The organism is Flavobacterium davisii (assembly GCF_042182265.1).
Taxonomy (GTDB): Bacteria; Bacteroidota; Bacteroidia; order Flavobacteriales; family Flavobacteriaceae; genus Flavobacterium; species Flavobacterium davisii.
Window position 1 is genome coordinate 1220977 of record NZ_CP097869.1, and the last position, 18755, is coordinate 1239731.

The window sequence follows — 18755 nt, forward strand, 5'->3', positions numbered from 1 at the left end:
ATAAATTATTTTACTCTTTTACCCAAATCATCCATTTTTTGGTTTTATATTTAATATTGATATTTTGAATACAGTTATTGCTTTCATTTCTGTTTAGTTGTAGGAATGTTATTTTAATTTGTTTCCCTGAAATAGATTTACACAATTCTGAAAAAGACATTACATTATCATCATTTACAACAACTGGAATTTCAAAATTTCCACACAAATACTCTTTAAAATCATCTTTTGTTTTTACTTGTGCAGCTACTTGTTTTAGTAATAGTTGAAATTGTTCATTTGAAATTTCGGTTGTCTTTACTTTTTCTGCTAATTCTTTATGACTATCATGCTTTGGAGAAACAGGAATATAGCCTAACATATCTTCTAGAGGATCTTTTTTAGCCAGCCCTCTCGGAAGAGAAAAAGTAGAATGGGGCTTTTCGTATTCATACGTTTCCATATCTATTTTTTGTTTGGCAACAATAACTTTAGGTGCAACATAAATTATTTTAGTGGCAATATGTTCTAAGTCTCCATTAACGATTAAGGTTATTTTCTTTTCTCCTGTTGTTTTAAATTTGTAGGATACATTTTGTCCCACAGCATCTAAAGATGTAGTTTCCCCAAAACTCCATTCCCAAGATTCTCCCCCGTTTTTTTGGGCACTAAAACGAACAACTTCCCCTAAGAAAGCTACGTTTGGAGCTTTTATTAAGGGTAAATAGCCTGTTTGTTGTCCAACGTTTGTTATTCTGACTAGTCTTTCGTAATAACAACTACCATTTACGATTAGTTTAACGACATAATCACCTTCTTTTTTGTATTTGTGAAATGTTCTTTGTCGGTTATCAACCGCTGTACTATCTCCAAAATTCCATTCCCAGCTTGAAGCTCCTTTCGTATTGTCAAAAAACTCTACTACCTCATCAGGTTTAAACTCATCAGCTGTAATTAAAAAATTACCATTATTACAATCTATATGTCGAGAATATTTAAATAAAAATATTCCAAAACCTAAAAGAATTAAAAATGCAAAACCTAAAAAGATTCTTATATCTATTTTGGTTAAATAATTAAATTTGTTAAAAAATCGTTTCACTCTAATTGGGAATAAATATTTGTTTGAACAACCTGTTACAAATATAGTTTTTTTATTTAAAAATTTTTATTTTTGTGAAAAAGATCTGATGAAAATAATTACAAATATCAAAAAGATACTGATTGCCTGCCTTTTGTGCTCCTGCTCGTCAAAGCAGTATTTAAAATACATCCCTTATCAATATTCATTTCAAGAAGTTATAAAACAAAAAAAAAGTGAATTAAGTAAGCTAACAAATGAAGTAATTGTAGATGATAATGAAGATCATCTAAAAGATGAAGATTTAAAACTAAAAGAAAAATATTCTATAATTTTAGGCGTAATGCCTAAAGAAATAAAAAATTATGAATTGTATTCGCATGTAGATAAATGGGTGGGGACTCCCTACCAAAAAGGAGTTTTAGATTTTAAAAAAGGGGCTGATTGTTCTTTTTTTGCACAAACTCTTTATAGCGAGGTTTATGATGAAGTACTGCCTAAAGATCCGGCAGGTATGTTTAGGTCTAAACTCATACAGCTTTTTACAGGGAGAACCTATTTACAAGAAGGAGATTTAATATTTTTTAGATATGATAAAGATCACCCTATTTCAGATGTAGGTATTTATCTAAAAAATGATAGAATCATAGCTTGTACAGCTGATGGACTTGATATTTATAATTTTAACGATAAATATTTTCAGTTACGATTCGTTTCTGCAGGAAGATTAATTAAATCAAAAAAATAAGCGGTATGAATCATTTAAGTGAAATCTTGGATTTAGTTAAAAGCATTAAATCAGATATACGAGCCGAAGTAATAGTAAATGATCTATTAAATAATAACATCATTTCAGATAATCAATTCATCGTTCAAAAAGAAAGTCAGTTTTCTAGAACTTATAGACGTGATATATTAGAAGTTGATATTAAAGATTTTAATTTAGATAAAACAGAGTATTTAAATTTTACCCTATCACGCGATGGTCTTTATGACTTACTTCCAGAAGGTATATTTCATCAGTCTAAAAACGAATACCCTGATAAAGGGGTTAGTAAAATGATTAGTGAATATCAAACGCAAAAAAAAGAACAAAAAAGGGCTCGAACTTTTTTTCAACCATTTGAAAATGAGTTTTTTGCACACGGTGTTTCACTTGAAAATTTTGAATCACTCTTTCTTTCCGAGTTAAATAATCCTTCCGTTTCCGACTTATTTTATGAATTTTGGGGTATTGATAAAGAAATACCAGAGCATCTAGCTTCTAAGTTAATACATTTTTTACCCTATACTTATCAAATAGTTGGTAATATAAATTTAGCTACCAAATTATTATCTTTCTTCCTTGATGAAAAAGTTTCTATAATTAATAAAGGATCCCAGCAATATTCAGATAAAAAATTAGCTATATCATTGGGAGAGGCGCAATTAGGTATAGATTTTATATCAGGGATAGAATACGATGATTATTCTCTACACCTAGAAGTACAAATAGGCCCTCTTAAAAATTCTTCTTTCCTAGACTACATATTAGAAGGTAAAATAAAGAAATTTTTAGACCTCTATTATGAATATTTCTTTCCTATGGAAACAGATCTTCAAACAAATATATTAATCCCTAAGGACCAACAAAATTTTGAATTTACAAACCAAAACACAATTCTTGGATACAACACAATTATTTAACAAATGAGAAAATATTTTATCAATCTTATCGAACTAAAATTATTGTCAGCAATTATTATTGCAATAGCTGTTTGTACAATACTAACCATGATTTTTATTCAAAAGACACCTGGTTTTAAAGAAAAATATAAAACCAAATTTATAATTTATGAGTTATCGGTTGCTCTAATTTATGTTATCATTCCCTTTTTAGGATTTAACAACCTATTGAGTAATAATGCTATGAATTGCTTTATTTTTTATCAAGTATCTTCATTATTTCTAGGCATACTACAAGTATATTTATATAAAAATTATTTTAATAGATTTGAAAAAAGTGAAGTTTGGTTTGTGTATTTCTTTACCCTTATAACCGTTACATATTCATTTTTTAGCTTTGCTATAACCCATACATTCTTAAATGGTCCTGATTTATTATATCTAATGGCTACCCATTTTATTTTATTTTTTATTCCCCAACTAATTTATGATACTTTTAATCTTGGTATGATTATACCTGCCAAAGTTTATAGAACTTGGCAATTTCCTGTTAACTATATAGAAATAGCAGGGGTAAGTGATTCTGAAATGAAAGACTTAGTTGTTATTACCTTTTTGATTAAAAGAGATAACGGTGATGAAAAATATAAACAATACAGAGCTAAAGGACCTACTAGACTTGATTTTGGTCGTTTGTTTTACAACTTTGTTCTAGATTATAATACAAAACATGAACAAGAACCTATTGCTATTCAAGACAAAAAAGGATTATACAGCTGGGTCTTCTTTTTTCAAACGAAATGGTATGAATCCGCTAGATATATAGATCCTACGCGAACTCTTTATATGAATGCCATTACAGAAAACGCCGTTATAGTATGTATGAGAACAGATGAAATTATACTAGATGCCGATGAAAAAAAGGACGAAACCCATGATGTGGCCTATCAGTACGATAGAGATCAAGATGATAAAAGAATTGGTGGAAAAGACAAAAAAGAAGCCGATCAATTGGAAACTATAAGCTAATAAAATGAATCAAAAATTTCAGATTTATAAGATAAAACCTAACAGTATACAACTAACACAATTAGCTAATAAGCTTAATTTAGTACCTGAAGCACTTAGATGGTTTCACAATCTATATTGTCCATTAGAAGATCTAATAGAATCCGAAATACAACCCCATGTAGTCAATATTTATATCCCTATTTCAGGAGTTCCTATTGATTTTTATGCTCAAAAACAAAAGAGCAAACCTTTTTATAACAAAATCAACACGCTGTATGTACCCCCGATGTTTAACAAAAAATATGGAATCATACAGCGTATCACAACAAATGATGAAGAAATAAGTACAATTCATTATCAAATAAAGCTTCAGAAAACAGCACTCGATACTATCATTATTGACAGACATCCTGTTTATATTAATTACCGAAGACCAGAACTGATGTTAGAACAAATAGTAGATGAAATAGGTCGTATTTTTTACCCTTTAGAACTCGAACTGTATGATAATGCTAAACTTAAAGTAATAGCTAATTTTTCGGATATACAAAAAAGATGGAAAGCTAAAAAAATACTATTAGAAAATTATTACAAAGGAAAAGTGATCGAAAATTTATTTAAAAAAATAAACGATCGATTACAATATCGAGGACAAACACAGCGCGGTATTCTTGATAGTTGGTTTTTTGTTCTGTATTTTTTTTCACTATACGAAACCTTTAATGATCAAAAAACATACACCTTTAATCTATCTCTCCCCATTTGGCCCAAAAAACCAAAAGTTTTGTATGAAATAACACTTCAAATAGAAGAAACCATTTCCGAAACCAATAAATTTAGAATTTATGCAAAAGGACACAGTATAGCTACTGAAATGCAAAAAGATAATACCATTCATAGTACAGAATTTACAGAAGAAAAAGGAAATCTAGAATTTGTTTATACACTAAATGCTCAAGATAATAGCATTTTTTCTATTTGCGGAAAAGTTGATTTAAAACACCATAATACCATCCGTCAAATTAATTTTGAATGTTACGAACAATATTAAACCCATTTTTATGAGCGAAAAACATCTTGTTTGCCAAGGAGCTACATGCCAATGTAATTTTGGAACAGCACCCGATAAATTAAAAGTATTGACCCAAAATAAACATTATATTAACGATCATAAAGGGACTCAAAAACTTATGGCAACCCATAAAGACATTGGTAAAACTTTTGAAAAAAACACCTTTGGCTCTTGCTCAAAGATGAATAATAATCCTTGTCAAGCTGTAGTAACAGAATGGAGTGGTTATTACAAAAAAATAACATTAGATATTAATAAAGGACATGCTTTGTTAGAAGACAATAAAGCGACTTGCCCTATAGGAGGAAAAGACTGTATAACCATTACAAACCACGGACAAACTGCTGAAGTATCTCAACAAAATATAAAAAATGTAAAACCCGAAGTAATAGTAGAACTATGTCCTTTTGTCGATTTTTTAGATGAAGATACTGATCCTGAACAAGAGGACGATACCTATGTAACACTATAGAAAATAAACAAATGAAAATAATAGGCGATATACGACCATATACTAACAAAAACTACACCTATACAGTACTTGATAACGATGGAGGACTAATGTTTGTAATTCTTTGGCAAGTATACCATCAAACTAAATTGATTACCGAAAATGGGACAGGGATTCTTAAATTCGGAATTAATACAGCAGGAAATACCTTTAAGCTAATTGCCAAAGTAAGAAATCCTGAAACCCATAAAATAGAGGATGTAACCACCGAAATACACCCCTTAGCAGGAATGCCTAAAATAGTCGATTTTTATTGGAGAGATGTAAATGGTGAAAAAATAGTAGAACGAGAAATAGCTTACTTAGATAAAGTTTCTTTAGTCATAAAAACTGAAAATATTCCAGAAGGAGACCTTCTGGAAGTAACAATTTTTGAAGATGAATACCTAGACGGTCATGGTGATAGCTCTCGGAATATGGGAAAATACTATACGAAAGGCGTTACAAAGAACGGTTACGCTTACTTAGAGCTTGTCAATATGAGCCTCTATCAAAAAAAACTCAATAATAGTGACTATATAAATGATAAGGTACATTTGTTTTATGCACAAATACGCTATTATAACAAGTTAAACCAAATAAAGGATAAAATACAACTAAAGGTTAAAAATGAACTAAGACAAATGGTACAACCCTATATGGGGAATAATCCAGCCAAAGTAGGACAAGTTGAAAGCAAAGAGAAGCAAAGGAAAAAAGCAGTTCATTTTACTTTTGGTGTTTTTTTAGATGGTACTCTAAACAATATGTATGATACAGAACTAAGACAGTATGCAGAAGGAAAAAAAGTAGTCAATACCAGTGGTTTAGGAGTAAGCCAATCTCAAGCTGTAGATATTTATCAAGACCACGGCGATCCTAATGGAATGCAAAGTAGCTACGAAAACGACCTCTCCAATCCCGCTATATTGTATAAGAATTATATTTCTAAATTAGAAGAAAAAAGATTTAGAGTTTATATAGGCGGTATAGGTACCAATACAGCACCTAAAAACCAAGGGCAAACCTTGCTGCCAGAGGATTATAAAGACAACGACTTTATAGAAGGCCCTGCTTTTGGTATGGGCAGTTCAGGTATTATGGATAATGTAAAAAAAGCCATTCTAGACGTTGTAAAAGAATTAAAAGTAAATATATCCAAAGAAAGGGAATATATTGGTACAATAACCTTTGATGTATTTGGTTTTAGCCGTGGTGCTGCTGCCGCACGGCATTTTGTACATGTAGTAACGCACCCTCCCTACAATCCGACTGTTTACCATAGAAAAAAGCGAGATACATTGGTATTAGACCTACAAAACAATAAATTACCTCTTTCTTATGAATATAAAACCATGCCCCATTTTGGGCTCCTAGGTCAGTTACTTCAAGAAAACGGGATTTTAGATGCACAAACACAAGTTAAGGTTCGTTTTGTAGGAATTTATGACACTGTTCCACATCATGGGCTATTTCAGGATAATGATATAAAAGATTTAGGATTGGACAATGTAAACAAAGCCAATTATGTTGTACACATGGTAGCAGCAGATGAGCATCGTGCCAACTTTAGTTTGACAGATATTTCATCCGTTACTAAAACCCATCCTGAAAGTGGTAAAAAAGGAGGAATAGAGCTCATCTACCCAGGAGTACATTGCGATGTGGGGGGGGCTTATGAAGAAGGTAGACCCGATAATCCTAAAAGAATTGCGGTAGAAAGGGATCTTCCTTCTTTGGAAAAAGTAAGAGAGGAACTCATCAGACAAGGTTGGTTTAAAGAAGATCAACTGTTTGTGAAATTTCAAAATGGAGGGGACTCAAATATGAATGGAGATAGATGCTATTTAGAGGGCAACAGAAAGTGGCTTAGCAATCAGTACAGCTATATCCCTCTGCATATTATGGCAAAAATTTGTGGTATAAAAAAGGTTCCGATTCAACTAGACAAGTTATTAATTTTTAAAAGATTTTATGAAAACACCTATAATAATCCGAAAGAACATACTTTAGGAAATCATATAGTTGGAAATATAGCTTTTTTAGAACGGATCAAAAAAAAGCTAGAAGACTATACGTTTAATGGCGGGATGCCTTTTGGCTTTATAGAATACAAAGAATCCGCTACAATATATGAAACAGATGCTCCTAAGGCAAGTGCGAATAAAGAGCGCGAAAAACAAAAGGAAGAAGAAATAAACAAAGATATTAAATTCCTACGCAACCACTATTTGCACTGGAACGCTACTTATGGTAGTGCAGGCATAGATCTTTTGGTAGAAAAAGATTACCCAAATATAGTAAATGGTAAAAGAAAAAGAAATGTATACTAAACTAAAAAAACTCTTTATCCTTTTGTTTGTCCTAGTATTAGCAGGATGCAAACACACAAATGAAAAACATGATAAAATGACACAAGAGAATTTTTCTTACGCAGTAACAGTATGTTCGCCTGAAGAATATCCTACGGAAGTACACATAGGTTGTCTGTTAGATCAAAACAAAAAACTTATTTGCGGAATGCCTCGATCTGGTATGGAACAAGGAGGATGGCATGGAGATGGATCAAAAGGCGGTATGGGGGGAAACGCTATCCCGTATTATTTAAACCTTACCTATGTGGCTTATGCCGAAAAAAAGTTTTATACGGTAGAAGCAGCCCTACCTGCTGATAAAATTTTGGCAGAATTTAAAAAAGGTTTTTTAATAGAAAGCAATCAAAAAGAAATTATAGATGGTCAAGAACATTATAAAATGGAACCTAGTACGTATGATGTCCTAACGGTAGGAGCAGCTCCAGGCGGTTGTATCGTGGTTTGGTTATCAGGTAATCATCATCGTACTGAAATTTGTCGTTTGCAAGCAAAAGAAACCGTTGTAGATAAAAATGATTTTTTAGGTTTTGTAGATAAAACAGAAAGTCAACAAGAATTTTTTGATACTTTGTATAAAGTAACCGTTCCCGATAGTATCAAAACGGAAATAAAACAAAAAGGCATCCCGTATGGTTTGTGGGATCAGTACAGAGAAAAATACAAGTACCGTTTTGTACTTAAATCTTATGATGAAAAAGATTATCTTACAGGTTATTATATAATTAATTATAATGGAGAGTCTAATTTTATTGCTTATAATCCCCAAGAAGTAGCACAATATGAAAAATCTTCTATTCCATATAATGCAAATCTTTATTTTAAAAAATATTTTACGGAAATCATTTTTAATGATCGAGAGATGTTGCAAGTGTTTGGGAAATTAAAGGCAAAATATCCCGAAAAGCCCCTAGAGGTCGTAATAAAGCCAACCTTTATGTACGACGATATGAAAATTCTGGTAAAATGTGCAACAGAAGAAATACCCCTTACAAAATACAAAGTAGTAGGTGTTTGGGGCGGATAAGAAATAACCAAATGTTGGGAGTTTTGTGATGTAAAAAAGATATGATAACAAGTTAAACGGTAAAAGAAATGTATACTAAACTAAAAAAACTCTTTATCCTTTTGTTTGTCCTAGTATTAGCAGGATGCAAACACACAAATAAGAACCACGATAAAATGACACAAGAGAATTTTTCTTACGGAGTAGGGGTTACTTCACCTACAGAATATCCTACGGAAGTGCACATAGGTTGTCTGTTAGATCAAAACAAAAAACTCATTTGCGGAATGCCTCGATCAGGAACCAATGAAGGAGGTTGGGAAGGAGAAGGAAAACAAGGCGGTATGGGGGGAAGTTCTATCCCGTATTATTTAAACCTTACCTATGTGGCTTATGCCGAAAAAAAGTTTTATACGGTAGAAGCAGCCCTACCTGCTGATAAAATTTTGGCAGAATTTAAAAAAGGCTATGATCGTATGACGCATAAGGGAGCTATTGTTCATCAAACGTATGATGTTCTAACGGTAGGAGCGGCTCCAGGCGGTTGTATCGTGGTTTGGTTATCAGGAAGTAATAATCGTGTCGAAATTTGTCGTTTGCAAGCAAAAGAAGTCTTTGTAGATAAAAATGATTTTTTAGGTTTTGTAGATAAAACAGAAAGTCAACAAGAATTTTTTGATACTTTGTATAAAGTAACCGTTCCCGATAGTATCAAAACGGAAATAAAACAAAAAGGCATCCCGTATGGTTTGTGGGATCAGTACAGAGAAAAATACAAGTACCGTTTTGTACTTAAATCTTATGATGAAAAAGATAAATTTACCCATAATTATTATTTGTATTACAATGCAGAAGCAGATGAGGTATTACAAAAAATATTAGATAAACAAGAGTATATGATAAAAGGGATTCCTTATACATGCAATTTTATATTTACCAAATACAGCACCGAAATCGTTTTTAATGATCGAGAGATGTTGCAAGTGTTTGGGAAATTAAAGGCAAAATATCCCGAAAAGCCCCTAGAGGTCGTAATAAAACCAACCTTTATGTACGACGATATGAAAATTCTGGTAAAATGTGCAACAGAAGAAATACCCCTTACAAAATACAAAGTAGTAGGTGTTTGGGGCGGATAAGAAATAACCAAATGTTTGGAGTTTTGTGATGTAAAAAAGATATGATAACAAGTTAAACGGTAAAAGAAATGTATACTAAACTAAAAAAACTCTTTATCCTTTTGTTTGTCCTAGTATTAGCAGGATGCAAACACACAAATGAAAAACACGATAAAATGACACAAGAGAATTTTTCTTACGGAGTAGGGGTTACTTCACCTACAGAATATCCTACGGAAGTGCATATAGGGTATTTGTTAGACCAAAACAAAAAACTCATTTGCGGAATACCCCGATCAGGAACCAATGGAGGTGGTTGGACTTATAAAGGAAAACAAGGCGGTATGGGGGGAAACGCTATCCCGTATTATTTAAACCTTACCTATGTGGCTTATGCCGAAAAAAAGTTTTATACGGTAGAAGCAGCCCTACCTGCTGATAAAATTTTGGCAGAATTTAAAAAAGGTTTTTTAATAGAAAGCAATCAAAAAGAAATTATAGATGGTCAAGAACATTATAAAATGGAACCTAGTACGTATGATGTTCTAACGGTAGGAGCAGCTCCAGGCGGTTGTATCGTGGTTTGGTTATCAGGTAATCATCATCGTACTGAAATTTGTCGTTTGCAAGCAAAAGAAGTCTTTGTAGATAAAAATGATTTTTTAGGTTTTGTAGATAAAACAGAAAGTCAACAAGAATTTTTTGATACTTTGTATAAAGTAACCGTTCCCGATAGTATCAAAACGGAAATAAAACAAAAAGGCATACCGTATGGTTTGTGGGATCAGTACAGAGAAAAATACAAGTACCGTTTTGTACTTAAATCTTATGATGAAAAAGATTATCTTACAGGTTATTATATAATTAATTATAATGGAGAGTCTAATTTTATTGCTTATAATCCCCAAGAAGCAGCACAATATGAAAAATCTTCTATTCCATATAATGCAAATCTTTATTTTAAAAAATATTTTACGGAAATCGTTTTTAATGATCGAGAGATGTTGCAAGTGTTTGGAAAATTAAAGGCAAAATATCCCGAAAAGCCCCTAGAGGTCGTAATAAAGCCAACCTTTATGTACGACGATATGAAAATTCTGGTAAAATGTGCAACAGAAGAAATACCCCTTACAAAATACAAAGTAGTAGGTGTTTGGGGCGGATAAGAAATAACCAAATGTTGGGAGTTTTGTGATGTAAAAAAGATAGGATAACAAGTTAAACCCCAATTCAATAAAAAAGTACGCTTTTTAGGGGTATTAATGGTGTTTCATGTGCAATGATTTTTGCAATCCTTTTGTTGTGCGATTTTTCATTTTGGTATACGAAAAAGCTTAATAAGTTTATTTTAACGCGTAATGGTAAATTTCTTTCGCTTATCGCATTATTGCCCATTGTACACAACTACTACCTAATAAAAGCACAACTTCTTCTGGAGTTAGCCCTCCTAATGATTTTATATTATTTTTTGGTTCGATTTTTAATTATGGAGCAAAAAAAATAATACCATTTTAGTTTTAAAATTACCTAAACCAAAACTCACTACAGAATATACGAATCAAGAGATATTACACGATATTATTACAGTAAATTTGAACCTTAAATGATATTACTTCGTCTATTCGCTACGCTCGGGTCTAATGCGTAATCTGGGTTTAAAAATAGTACCTCTACAAAAACAACAAAAATGAGTGTTCGTTCTCGATGCGCTTCGCACTCAATGTCATTAAGTTAAGCCTCTCGTTTCATCCCGACGGAAGGAGGGATCACATAAAGTAAACAACACAGCACGCTCAAAAAATGAATTAGATTAAGCGACTCCTCCTTGCGTCGGAGTGACAAACAGAAGGGTGATTTATTCAAGAAAATTTTTATAATCTTGTCATTTCGACATAAGGAGAAATCACATAAAGTAAACAACACAGCAGGCTCAAAAATTGAATTAGATTAAGCGACTCCTCCTTGCGTCGGAGTGACAAACAGAAGGGTGATTTATTCAAGAAAATTTTCATAATCTTGTCATTTCGACATAAGGAGAAATCACATAATCTTTTTAAAATCATCAATATAACAAAGTGATTTTTGAATTAAATTTCCTTAACTTAATGACATTGGCTTCGCGCTCAAACTAATGATCATTTCAATTATAGACTCAACCGTCTGTTCGAGTTCTTTTTAAAATAAAAAAAAACGTATCGAGAACTTCCTTTTTTAATCCAGTATATTTTAAGTCTAAATGGTATAATTTCTTCTTGTTCTGGAAAAAAAGTTGTAGTTTTTTCCAGTTTTACCGCACTATTTTGTGAAAACAGAGGTATAATAAATAGATTTAATAGTAAAAAAAGTTTAATTATTTTTTTCATTTTATATTGTTTACTTTTTAATAATTGAAGTGTTGCTAAACTGTTTTGTAGAAATAAAGCACTTGTATTCCTCGTCTATTTTCAGCTCTTTTAAGTGATATATTTCCTCATTTATTATTGTTTTATTATCTAAAATCTCAAAGGATTGTAAAGGAATCGTTAAACCATAACCGTGTGCTTTTATAACTGCTTCTTTTTGTGCCCAAAATTCAAAAAAAGTTTCTTCTCGTGCATTAGAATTTATAATCTTCGCCCATTCATTTGTAGTAAATTGTTTTTCAAAATCTACTATTTCGATATTGGATATCTTTTCAATATCAATACCTACTTCATTCTCTTTAGCGATAGCACAAATCACTATATCACCTGAATGTGAAATATTGAAGTGAATGGAATCGTTAAGAAAATAAGGCTTATTGAATTTTGTATAACAAACCTCTTTATCTGAATAATCCAAATTATAAACCTCTTGAATCCCTTGAAGCAATAATACTCTACCAGAAAGTGATAATTGAGCATCTTGCCATTTTCTGTATTCCTTAATTTTTTCTTGAAAAACTGTTGGGAATTTTACCAACTCATTTTTTAAGAAATTTTCATGATATTCTTCAGATATGTAAGCATAATAAATATGAGTCAAAACATATTTTTTAAAAATTAAAATCTAATGATGCACTCATTTCCTCTTCTTACTCCATTTAATTCTAAATCCAAAGATGCATGATATGCTTTTTCTATAAAGTCTGTCAATTTTTCTGAATGCTGATTAATAAAAAAATGATTCCCGCAGAATTGCTGATGCTCAAAATTGGAATGGGTATAGTTTTTCCAATTAGAGATATTAGATGCATTTTTTTCTTCTGATCCCATTACACAAAAAATAGGGCAATTAATTTTTCCTTCTGAAATGCTTTCGTATTCCTGTTCAACTATCTCAAAATCTGCCCTCAAAATTGGCTCAAAGAAGTCAAACAATTCTTCCGACTCATAAACTTCGTCAGGAATTCCTCCCAATTCTTTCAGAGCCATAATAAATTTATCTTTGGGCAAATTATAGCGAAATTCTCCTTCAAAAATCCCAGGACCAGTACAACCCGTAACAATCAAACAAGAAACCTCACTATTTTGTTTCTCAATTTTTTTACTAATTCAAATCCCAAAAGAGCACCCATACTATGCCCATAAATTGCAACTGGGGTATTTAGTCTTCGGAATTTATTAAATTGCCTCAATTGGTCCTCTACAGCTTCATCTCGGTTTTTAATTAATTCTTCTTCCATTCTGTCGCCTCTTCCAGGTAATTCAAGACTAATTATGTCAAAAAAATATTCCAATTTTTTCTTTAGAAAATTTAAAAAATAGGAGCTTCCTCCTGCATAGTGCATTAAAAATAATTGTGGCAGTTGTTCCTTATTCATGTTCAATCTTTTTTCGGTAATAAATGAATTCATTATTCGTTTGGTGATATTTTATCATCCCTATCATCCTATACATTTTTTTTCATAATAATTTACGACTCTAGTTTCTTTAAAACCTACTTTTTTGTATAAGTTATATGCCTTCTCATTCAAGCTATCCACTTCTAATTCCAATTCATAATTCTTATTCTTCAGCAGATTAAAAACTGAATTGATAAGATCATGCCCATGCCCTTTCCCCTGATAAACTTCACTGATACCCAATCCATATATAATCACCTTATTATCGGAATAAAACAATGTACAAATCCCGATAATTGTATTATCAATCTCTGCCATATACTGTTTTCTCTCATTTGATTGCAAGCAAGACATTATCATTTTTTCTGATTCTTCATGAGTTTCATGAAAAAGTTCTGAATTGATCCTTATAAAATCATCTACATCATTGAAATTAGCATCACGAAACTGAATTGATGAGTTGTATTTTTCTTTAAATTGTTCATATTTCATCAGGTACTCAATATGATCGCATTTTAAATTCAACTTTTCAGCAATTCCCATACCCGCTTTTGAATCATTATCAACAACAAACAAAACCGATTTTATATTATAGACGCTCAATTCATTATAGGAGGAAACAATTAATTCATTGAATTTCCCTTTATTCCTTTTATTAGGTTTAACACAACCTGATATTTCGGCAATTTCTGATAGCGGATTGAATATAGATATCATACCTATCAGTTCTTCTTCCTCAAAGTAGAGGAACCAGGAATTCATTTCTGAAAAATAGTTCAAACTATGATCAAATTGAACAGGAATAACTGAATTGTCATACTCTTCACACTCCTTTATTAAGCTTTTTACACTACTTTCTTGTTCGCTATCTAAGTTTATATATCTCTTTATCATAATTCGTCTTTTTTACTTTATTACTTGTTGAGTCGTTTTTTTTCTTCTTCGTTGCCAGTTGTTTTTCTTTCAGTAACTTTAATTTTTCCAAAGTTATAGTTAATACTTACAACTAAACGGCGGGTATCATCCTTAGCATTATAGTTCCAATTTTGATTTTCAAAATCAACTTTTGTCCTGCGTCGATTTGAATAAAATAAGTCGTTTACACCGGCACTGCAATCTAACTTTCCGTCAAAAAATGCTTTTTTAACAGCGGAAGAAAGCATTCAGCAAGATTTTATTTGTAGAAAACCATCATTCTTTGGGCTATTGTAAAATGCTATAACTTCTACTTTAACCCGTAGTGCATTATAAAAATAAGTTGCTCAAAATACTAAAAAATATTAAATTGTAATGATTACCAGTCGATTACAATCATGAGTAACTTACAGGCAACTTACGAAAATTAAAGAAAACTGAGAATTTCTATTTCAAACCCATAAAACCAAAATTATCTGATATTGAGGTGATTATTTTAATAGTTTTGGCTGAATTTAAATCTATAGATTCTGAACATCAGCTTTTTAGAGAAATTCAAGGGCTTGAGATTGGTTTAAAAATCGAGCGAAGTCTATACAATAGAAGAAAACGACAGTTGTTTCCTTATATCGAAAAAATCAGAATAAAAATGGTTGAAAAGTTTAATGAATTTGAAAATTATTTTGTGGTTGATAGTATGCCCTTGGAAGTTTGTAAAATAGCCCGTTCTTCAAGAAGTAAAATATGCAAAGAAGAAGATTATGCACGACCAAATAAAGGGTTTTGTGCTTCTCAAAAATTACATTATTACGGCTACAAATTACATGCAGTTTGTTCTATTGAAGGTGTTTTTTAGAGTTTCGATTTAACACCTGCTTCTGTTCATGATATTCATTATCTAAAAGATATAAAATCTCAACTATTAGACTGTGTATTACTTGGCGAAGAGGCTATCTCTCTCAAACCATTCAGCTTGATTTGTTTAACGAGGTTAATATACAATTAGATACACCAAAAAGAATAAACCTCAGTTTTATCAGTTCAAAAAATTCAGAAAACGAATAGAAACTTTATTCTCTCAATTATGCGACCAATTCATGATAAAAAGAAATTACGCTAAGTCTTTCCAAGGATTTAAAACAAGAATTCTTTCGAAAATAACAACACTAACAACTATACAATATTTAAACAGATTCGTATTCAATAGAAATATCAATAATTTAAAAATTAATCTAATTCAATAATGCACTACGGGGTATAATAATATCGTGTAATATCTCTTGATTCGCGTATTTTCTAGTGAGTTTTGGTTTAGGTAATTTCAAAACTAAAATGGTATAAACTATTTTGATAATAGAAGTACTAATGCAACTGCTGAATCTTTTAATGCAAAAATAAAAGCCTTTAGAAGTCAGTCTAGAGGGGTAAGAAATATCGATTTTTCTTATTCAGATTGTCCAATCTTTTTGCTTAATCCCCAACTTTATTTTCTTGATCCTGTTTTACAATACAAAAATCGTACAAGTTAAGAAACAAAAAATCCTTAACTCTCTAAATTTAAGATTGTTAAGGATTTTAATTCGTACCCGGAGTGGGAATCGAACCCACACACCTAAGTACACGAGTTTGAGTCGTGCGCGTCTACCAATTCCGCCATCCGGGCATCTGATGATTGTGAGTGCAAATGTAAACAAAAAAATGAATAATCATAAAAAAAATATCGAAAATTATGTTTTCAAGTTGATTTTAATTTCTAAATTTGCAACGCATTAAAAGCAACACAACACATAACTAACTACAATTAACTAAATTAATTTTAAAAAATTAGTTTAGCTAATATAAAAAAAGTAACCTAATGCCACATTTAGAACCAGAAGCAAAAATTTTTGCTTGTTCACAAAGTGTATACCTAGCTGAAAAAATTGCCGAAAAATACGGCGTAAAACTAGGGAAAGTAACATTTTCCCATTATAGTGATGGTGAATTTCAGCCTTCTTTTGAGGAATCAATAAGAGGATTAAGAGTCTTTATTGTGTGTTCAACATTTCCAAGTTCTGATAATTTAATGGAACTTTTGCTAATGATTGACGCTGCTAAAAGAGCTTCAGCAAGACACATAACGGCAGTAATACCTTATTTTGGTTGGGCTCGACAAGATAGAAAAGACAAACCAAGAGTTCCTATAGGAGCAAAGTTGGTCGCTAAGTTACTCGAAAGTGCAGGAGCTACTCGAATCATGACCATGGATTTGCATGCAGATCAGATTCAGGGCTTTTTTGAGAAACCAGTTGATCACTTGTTTGCTTCAACGATCTTCTTGCCTTATGTTCAATCATTAGGTTTGGAAAATTTAACAATTGCTTCTCCTGATATGGGAGGATCAAAGAGAGCCTATGCTTATTCTAAGTTTCTAAGCTCAGATGTGGTAATTTGTTATAAACAAAGAAAAGCAGCTAATATTATTGAATCAATGGAGTTAATTGGTGAAGTAAAAGGGCGAAATGTTATCCTTGTTGATGACATGATAGATACAGGAGGTACATTAGCTAAAGCAGCTGATTTAATGTTAGAAAAAGGGGCGTTGAGTGTACGTGCTATTTGCACTCATGCTATTTTATCTGGTAATGCAATAGAAAGAATAGAAAATTCTAGTCTAACAGAATTAATCGTAACGGATTCAATACCATTAAAGAAAGAATCAGCAAAAATAAAAGTGGTAAGTTGTACTGAATTATTTGCAGATGTAATGCGAATGGTACACTCCAATAATTCAATAAGTAGCAAATTTATTATGTAAATTATATTATTAATTTTTATATTTTTTTAAATGAAATCAATTACAATTAAAGGATCAGAAAGAGAAAGCGTGGGTAAAGTATCTACTAAAGCCTTACGTAATGCTGGAATGATTCCTTGCGTGTTATACGGAGGAGATCAACCAGTACACTTCGCTGCTGAAGAAAAAGCGTTTAAAAACTTGGTTTACACTCCTAATGCACACACTGTTGTGGTTGAATTAGAAAACGGTAAAACTTTCAATGCTGTATTACAAGACATTCAGTTTCACCCAGTGTCAGATAAAATCTTACATATTGACTTCTATCAGTTGTTTGAAAACAAAGAGGTTACAATGGAAATTCCAGTGAAAGTTGTAGGTAATTCTAAAGGAGTTATGGCAGGTGGTGTATTACGTCTTAACCAACGTAAATTGAAAGTGAAAGCTTTACCAGCTAACTTACCAGATTTTATCGAAACAGATATTTCTGAATTAGAAATGGGTAATAAATTATATATTACTAAATTACACACAGATGCGTACAAGTTTTTACACCCAGATAATACGGTAGTATGTCAAGTAAGAATTTCACGTGCTGCTATGAAAGCTGCTCAAGAAGCTGCAAAAGCAGAAAAAGGGGCAAAAGGAAAGAAAAAATAATTTCTTTAAAATATTTTGCAAAAGTGCTCACAATTGTGAGCACTTTTTTATTCGTTATACTCTCTTTATAGATAAATATTTTGATGTCATTTAGATGAAAAAATTTTTAATAGTAGGTTTAGGAAATATTGGTGCCGAGTATGTTAATACACGTCATAACATAGGTTTTAAAGTGCTTGATTTTTTAGCCAAAAAGCATAAGGTAGAATTTAATACCGTAAAACTGGGTACAATGGCTGAAATAAAACTAAAAGGGAAAACCTTATTTTTATTAAAACCTAATACCTATATGAATTTAAGCGGAAAAGCAGTTCAATACTGGATGGATAAAGAAAATATTGATAAAGAAAATATTCTTATCATTACGGATGATTTAAACCTATCTTTTGGTACTTTACGTATAAAGCCAAAAGGAAGCGATGGAGGACATAACGGATTAAAAAATATACAATTATTACTTAACTCAACTGATTACCCACGATTCCGTTTTGGGATAAGTGATGATTTCAAAAAGGGAAAACAAGTCGATTATGTATTAGGTGAATGGGATGAACAGGAAAAAGAAAAATTAGCTGAGCGTTTAGAACAGTCTGCCGCAGCAGTTGAATCCTTTGCGTTAGCAGGTATCGGAAACACGATGACCGTATTTAATGGCAAATAAAGAATTTCTTTTTGTTCCTCGTATAGAGTACTATTTTTTATATTAGATTGCTGTTTTCTCTGTAATGAGGATGTAAAGTGCTAGGGTTAATTGATTCGCTTAGCTCTTTTGGTGATTCTAATAATTTAACAGATGATGTCATCATTT

Annotated in this window: 17 protein-coding genes, 1 tRNA gene and 2 pseudogenes; 14 read left to right on the top strand and 6 right to left on the bottom strand. The window is 31.6% G+C overall.

Features of this window, described 5'->3' with window-relative positions; genetic code table 11:
* Window positions 1–10: 10 nt before the first annotated feature.
* Window positions 11–1081 (bottom strand): PKD domain-containing protein, encoded by a 1071-nt coding sequence (locus NAB20_RS05045; protein WP_105196009.1) that lies wholly within the window; start codon window positions 1079–1081, stop codon window positions 11–13.
* An 88-nt stretch (window positions 1082–1169) separates the two neighbouring features.
* Between NAB20_RS05045 and NAB20_RS05050 the strand changes: the two genes are divergently transcribed.
* From NAB20_RS05050 to NAB20_RS05090, 9 genes are all read left to right on the top strand, one after another.
* Window positions 1170–1808, top strand: coding sequence for a C40 family peptidase (locus tag NAB20_RS05050; RefSeq protein ID WP_375605626.1), 639 nt, complete (start codon window positions 1170–1172; stop codon window positions 1806–1808).
* Window positions 1809–1813: 5 nt separating this feature from the next.
* Entirely contained in the window at window positions 1814–2746 is a 933-nt protein-coding gene (locus tag NAB20_RS05055) for a hypothetical protein (protein ID WP_105196010.1), read from the top strand.
* 3 nt (window positions 2747–2749) lie between these two features.
* Window positions 2750–3754: a TssN family type VI secretion system protein gene (locus tag NAB20_RS05060; RefSeq protein ID WP_164849116.1), complete on the top strand. Its 1005-nt coding sequence runs from the start codon at window positions 2750–2752 to the stop codon at window positions 3752–3754.
* A 4-nt stretch (window positions 3755–3758) separates the two neighbouring features.
* Window positions 3759–4787, top strand: a complete 1029-nt coding sequence (locus NAB20_RS05065; protein WP_375605627.1) for a hypothetical protein — start codon at window positions 3759–3761, stop codon at window positions 4785–4787.
* A gap of 10 nt (window positions 4788–4797) precedes the next feature.
* The gene (locus NAB20_RS05070; protein WP_088391459.1) at window positions 4798–5280 is read left to right on the top strand and encodes a DUF4280 domain-containing protein; all 483 of its coding nucleotides are present in this window, start codon (window positions 4798–4800) and stop codon (window positions 5278–5280) included.
* An 11-nt stretch (window positions 5281–5291) separates the two neighbouring features.
* Window positions 5292–7631: a T6SS phospholipase effector Tle1-like catalytic domain-containing protein gene (locus tag NAB20_RS05075; RefSeq protein ID WP_375605628.1), complete on the top strand. Its 2340-nt coding sequence runs from the start codon at window positions 5292–5294 to the stop codon at window positions 7629–7631.
* Complete coding sequence (locus NAB20_RS05080) at window positions 7621–8697, top strand: DUF2931 family protein (RefSeq protein ID WP_375605629.1); 1077 nt, start codon at window positions 7621–7623, stop codon at window positions 8695–8697. Before NAB20_RS05075 ends, NAB20_RS05080 begins: the two co-directional genes overlap by 11 nt.
* Window positions 8698–8765: 68 nt before the next feature.
* Window positions 8766–9815: a DUF2931 family protein gene (locus NAB20_RS05085; protein ID WP_375605630.1), complete on the top strand. Its 1050-nt coding sequence runs from the start codon at window positions 8766–8768 to the stop codon at window positions 9813–9815.
* 68 nt (window positions 9816–9883) lie between these two features.
* Entirely contained in the window at window positions 9884–10960 is a 1077-nt protein-coding gene (locus NAB20_RS05090; RefSeq protein ID WP_375605631.1) for a DUF2931 family protein, read from the top strand.
* Between the two features lie 1207 nt (window positions 10961–12167).
* On the opposite strand, the gene NAB20_RS05095 is transcribed toward NAB20_RS05090, so the two are convergent.
* The 4 genes and pseudogenes from NAB20_RS05095 to NAB20_RS05110 form a co-directional block, all read right to left on the bottom strand.
* Window positions 12168–12797: a 4'-phosphopantetheinyl transferase superfamily protein gene (locus NAB20_RS05095; protein ID WP_235878641.1), complete on the bottom strand. Its 630-nt coding sequence runs from the start codon at window positions 12795–12797 to the stop codon at window positions 12168–12170.
* 17 nt (window positions 12798–12814) lie between these two features.
* Window positions 12815–13608: pseudogene (locus NAB20_RS05100) on the bottom strand (thioesterase II family protein).
* A gap of 30 nt (window positions 13609–13638) precedes the next feature.
* On the bottom strand, window positions 13639–14490 hold the full coding sequence (locus NAB20_RS05105; RefSeq protein WP_375605632.1) for a GNAT family N-acetyltransferase: 852 nt from the start codon (window positions 14488–14490) through the stop codon (window positions 13639–13641).
* Window positions 14491–14510: 20 nt separating this feature from the next.
* On the bottom strand, window positions 14511–14759 hold the full coding sequence (locus NAB20_RS05110) for an outer membrane beta-barrel protein (RefSeq protein ID WP_127823501.1): 249 nt from the start codon (window positions 14757–14759) through the stop codon (window positions 14511–14513).
* Between the two features lie 212 nt (window positions 14760–14971).
* Between NAB20_RS05110 and NAB20_RS05115 the strand changes: the two are divergent.
* Window positions 14972–15755 (top strand): annotated as a pseudogene (locus tag NAB20_RS05115) (IS982 family transposase).
* Window positions 15756–15848: 93 nt separating this feature from the next.
* Entirely contained in the window at window positions 15849–16040 is a 192-nt protein-coding gene (locus NAB20_RS05120; protein ID WP_375605775.1) for a transposase, read from the top strand.
* A gap of 54 nt (window positions 16041–16094) precedes the next feature.
* Here NAB20_RS05120 and NAB20_RS05125 read toward each other — a convergent pair.
* Window positions 16095–16174: transfer RNA gene (locus NAB20_RS05125), tRNA-Leu, on the bottom strand.
* 192 nt (window positions 16175–16366) lie between these two features.
* On the opposite strand from NAB20_RS05125, the gene NAB20_RS05130 reads away from it, so the two are divergent.
* The 3 genes from NAB20_RS05130 (at window position 16367) to pth (ending at window position 18608) form a co-directional block, all read left to right on the top strand.
* The gene (locus NAB20_RS05130; protein ID WP_105195548.1) at window positions 16367–17308 is read left to right on the top strand and encodes a ribose-phosphate pyrophosphokinase; all 942 of its coding nucleotides are present in this window, start codon (window positions 16367–16369) and stop codon (window positions 17306–17308) included.
* 30 nt (window positions 17309–17338) lie between these two features.
* The gene (locus tag NAB20_RS05135; protein ID WP_088390075.1) at window positions 17339–17947 is read left to right on the top strand and encodes a 50S ribosomal protein L25/general stress protein Ctc; all 609 of its coding nucleotides are present in this window, start codon (window positions 17339–17341) and stop codon (window positions 17945–17947) included.
* A gap of 94 nt (window positions 17948–18041) precedes the next feature.
* Window positions 18042–18608 carry an aminoacyl-tRNA hydrolase gene (gene pth / locus NAB20_RS05140; RefSeq protein WP_088390077.1) on the top strand — a complete coding sequence of 189 codons (567 nt, stop codon included), beginning with the start codon at window positions 18042–18044 and terminating at the stop codon, window positions 18606–18608.
* The last annotated feature ends 147 nt before the right edge of the window (window positions 18609–18755 follow it).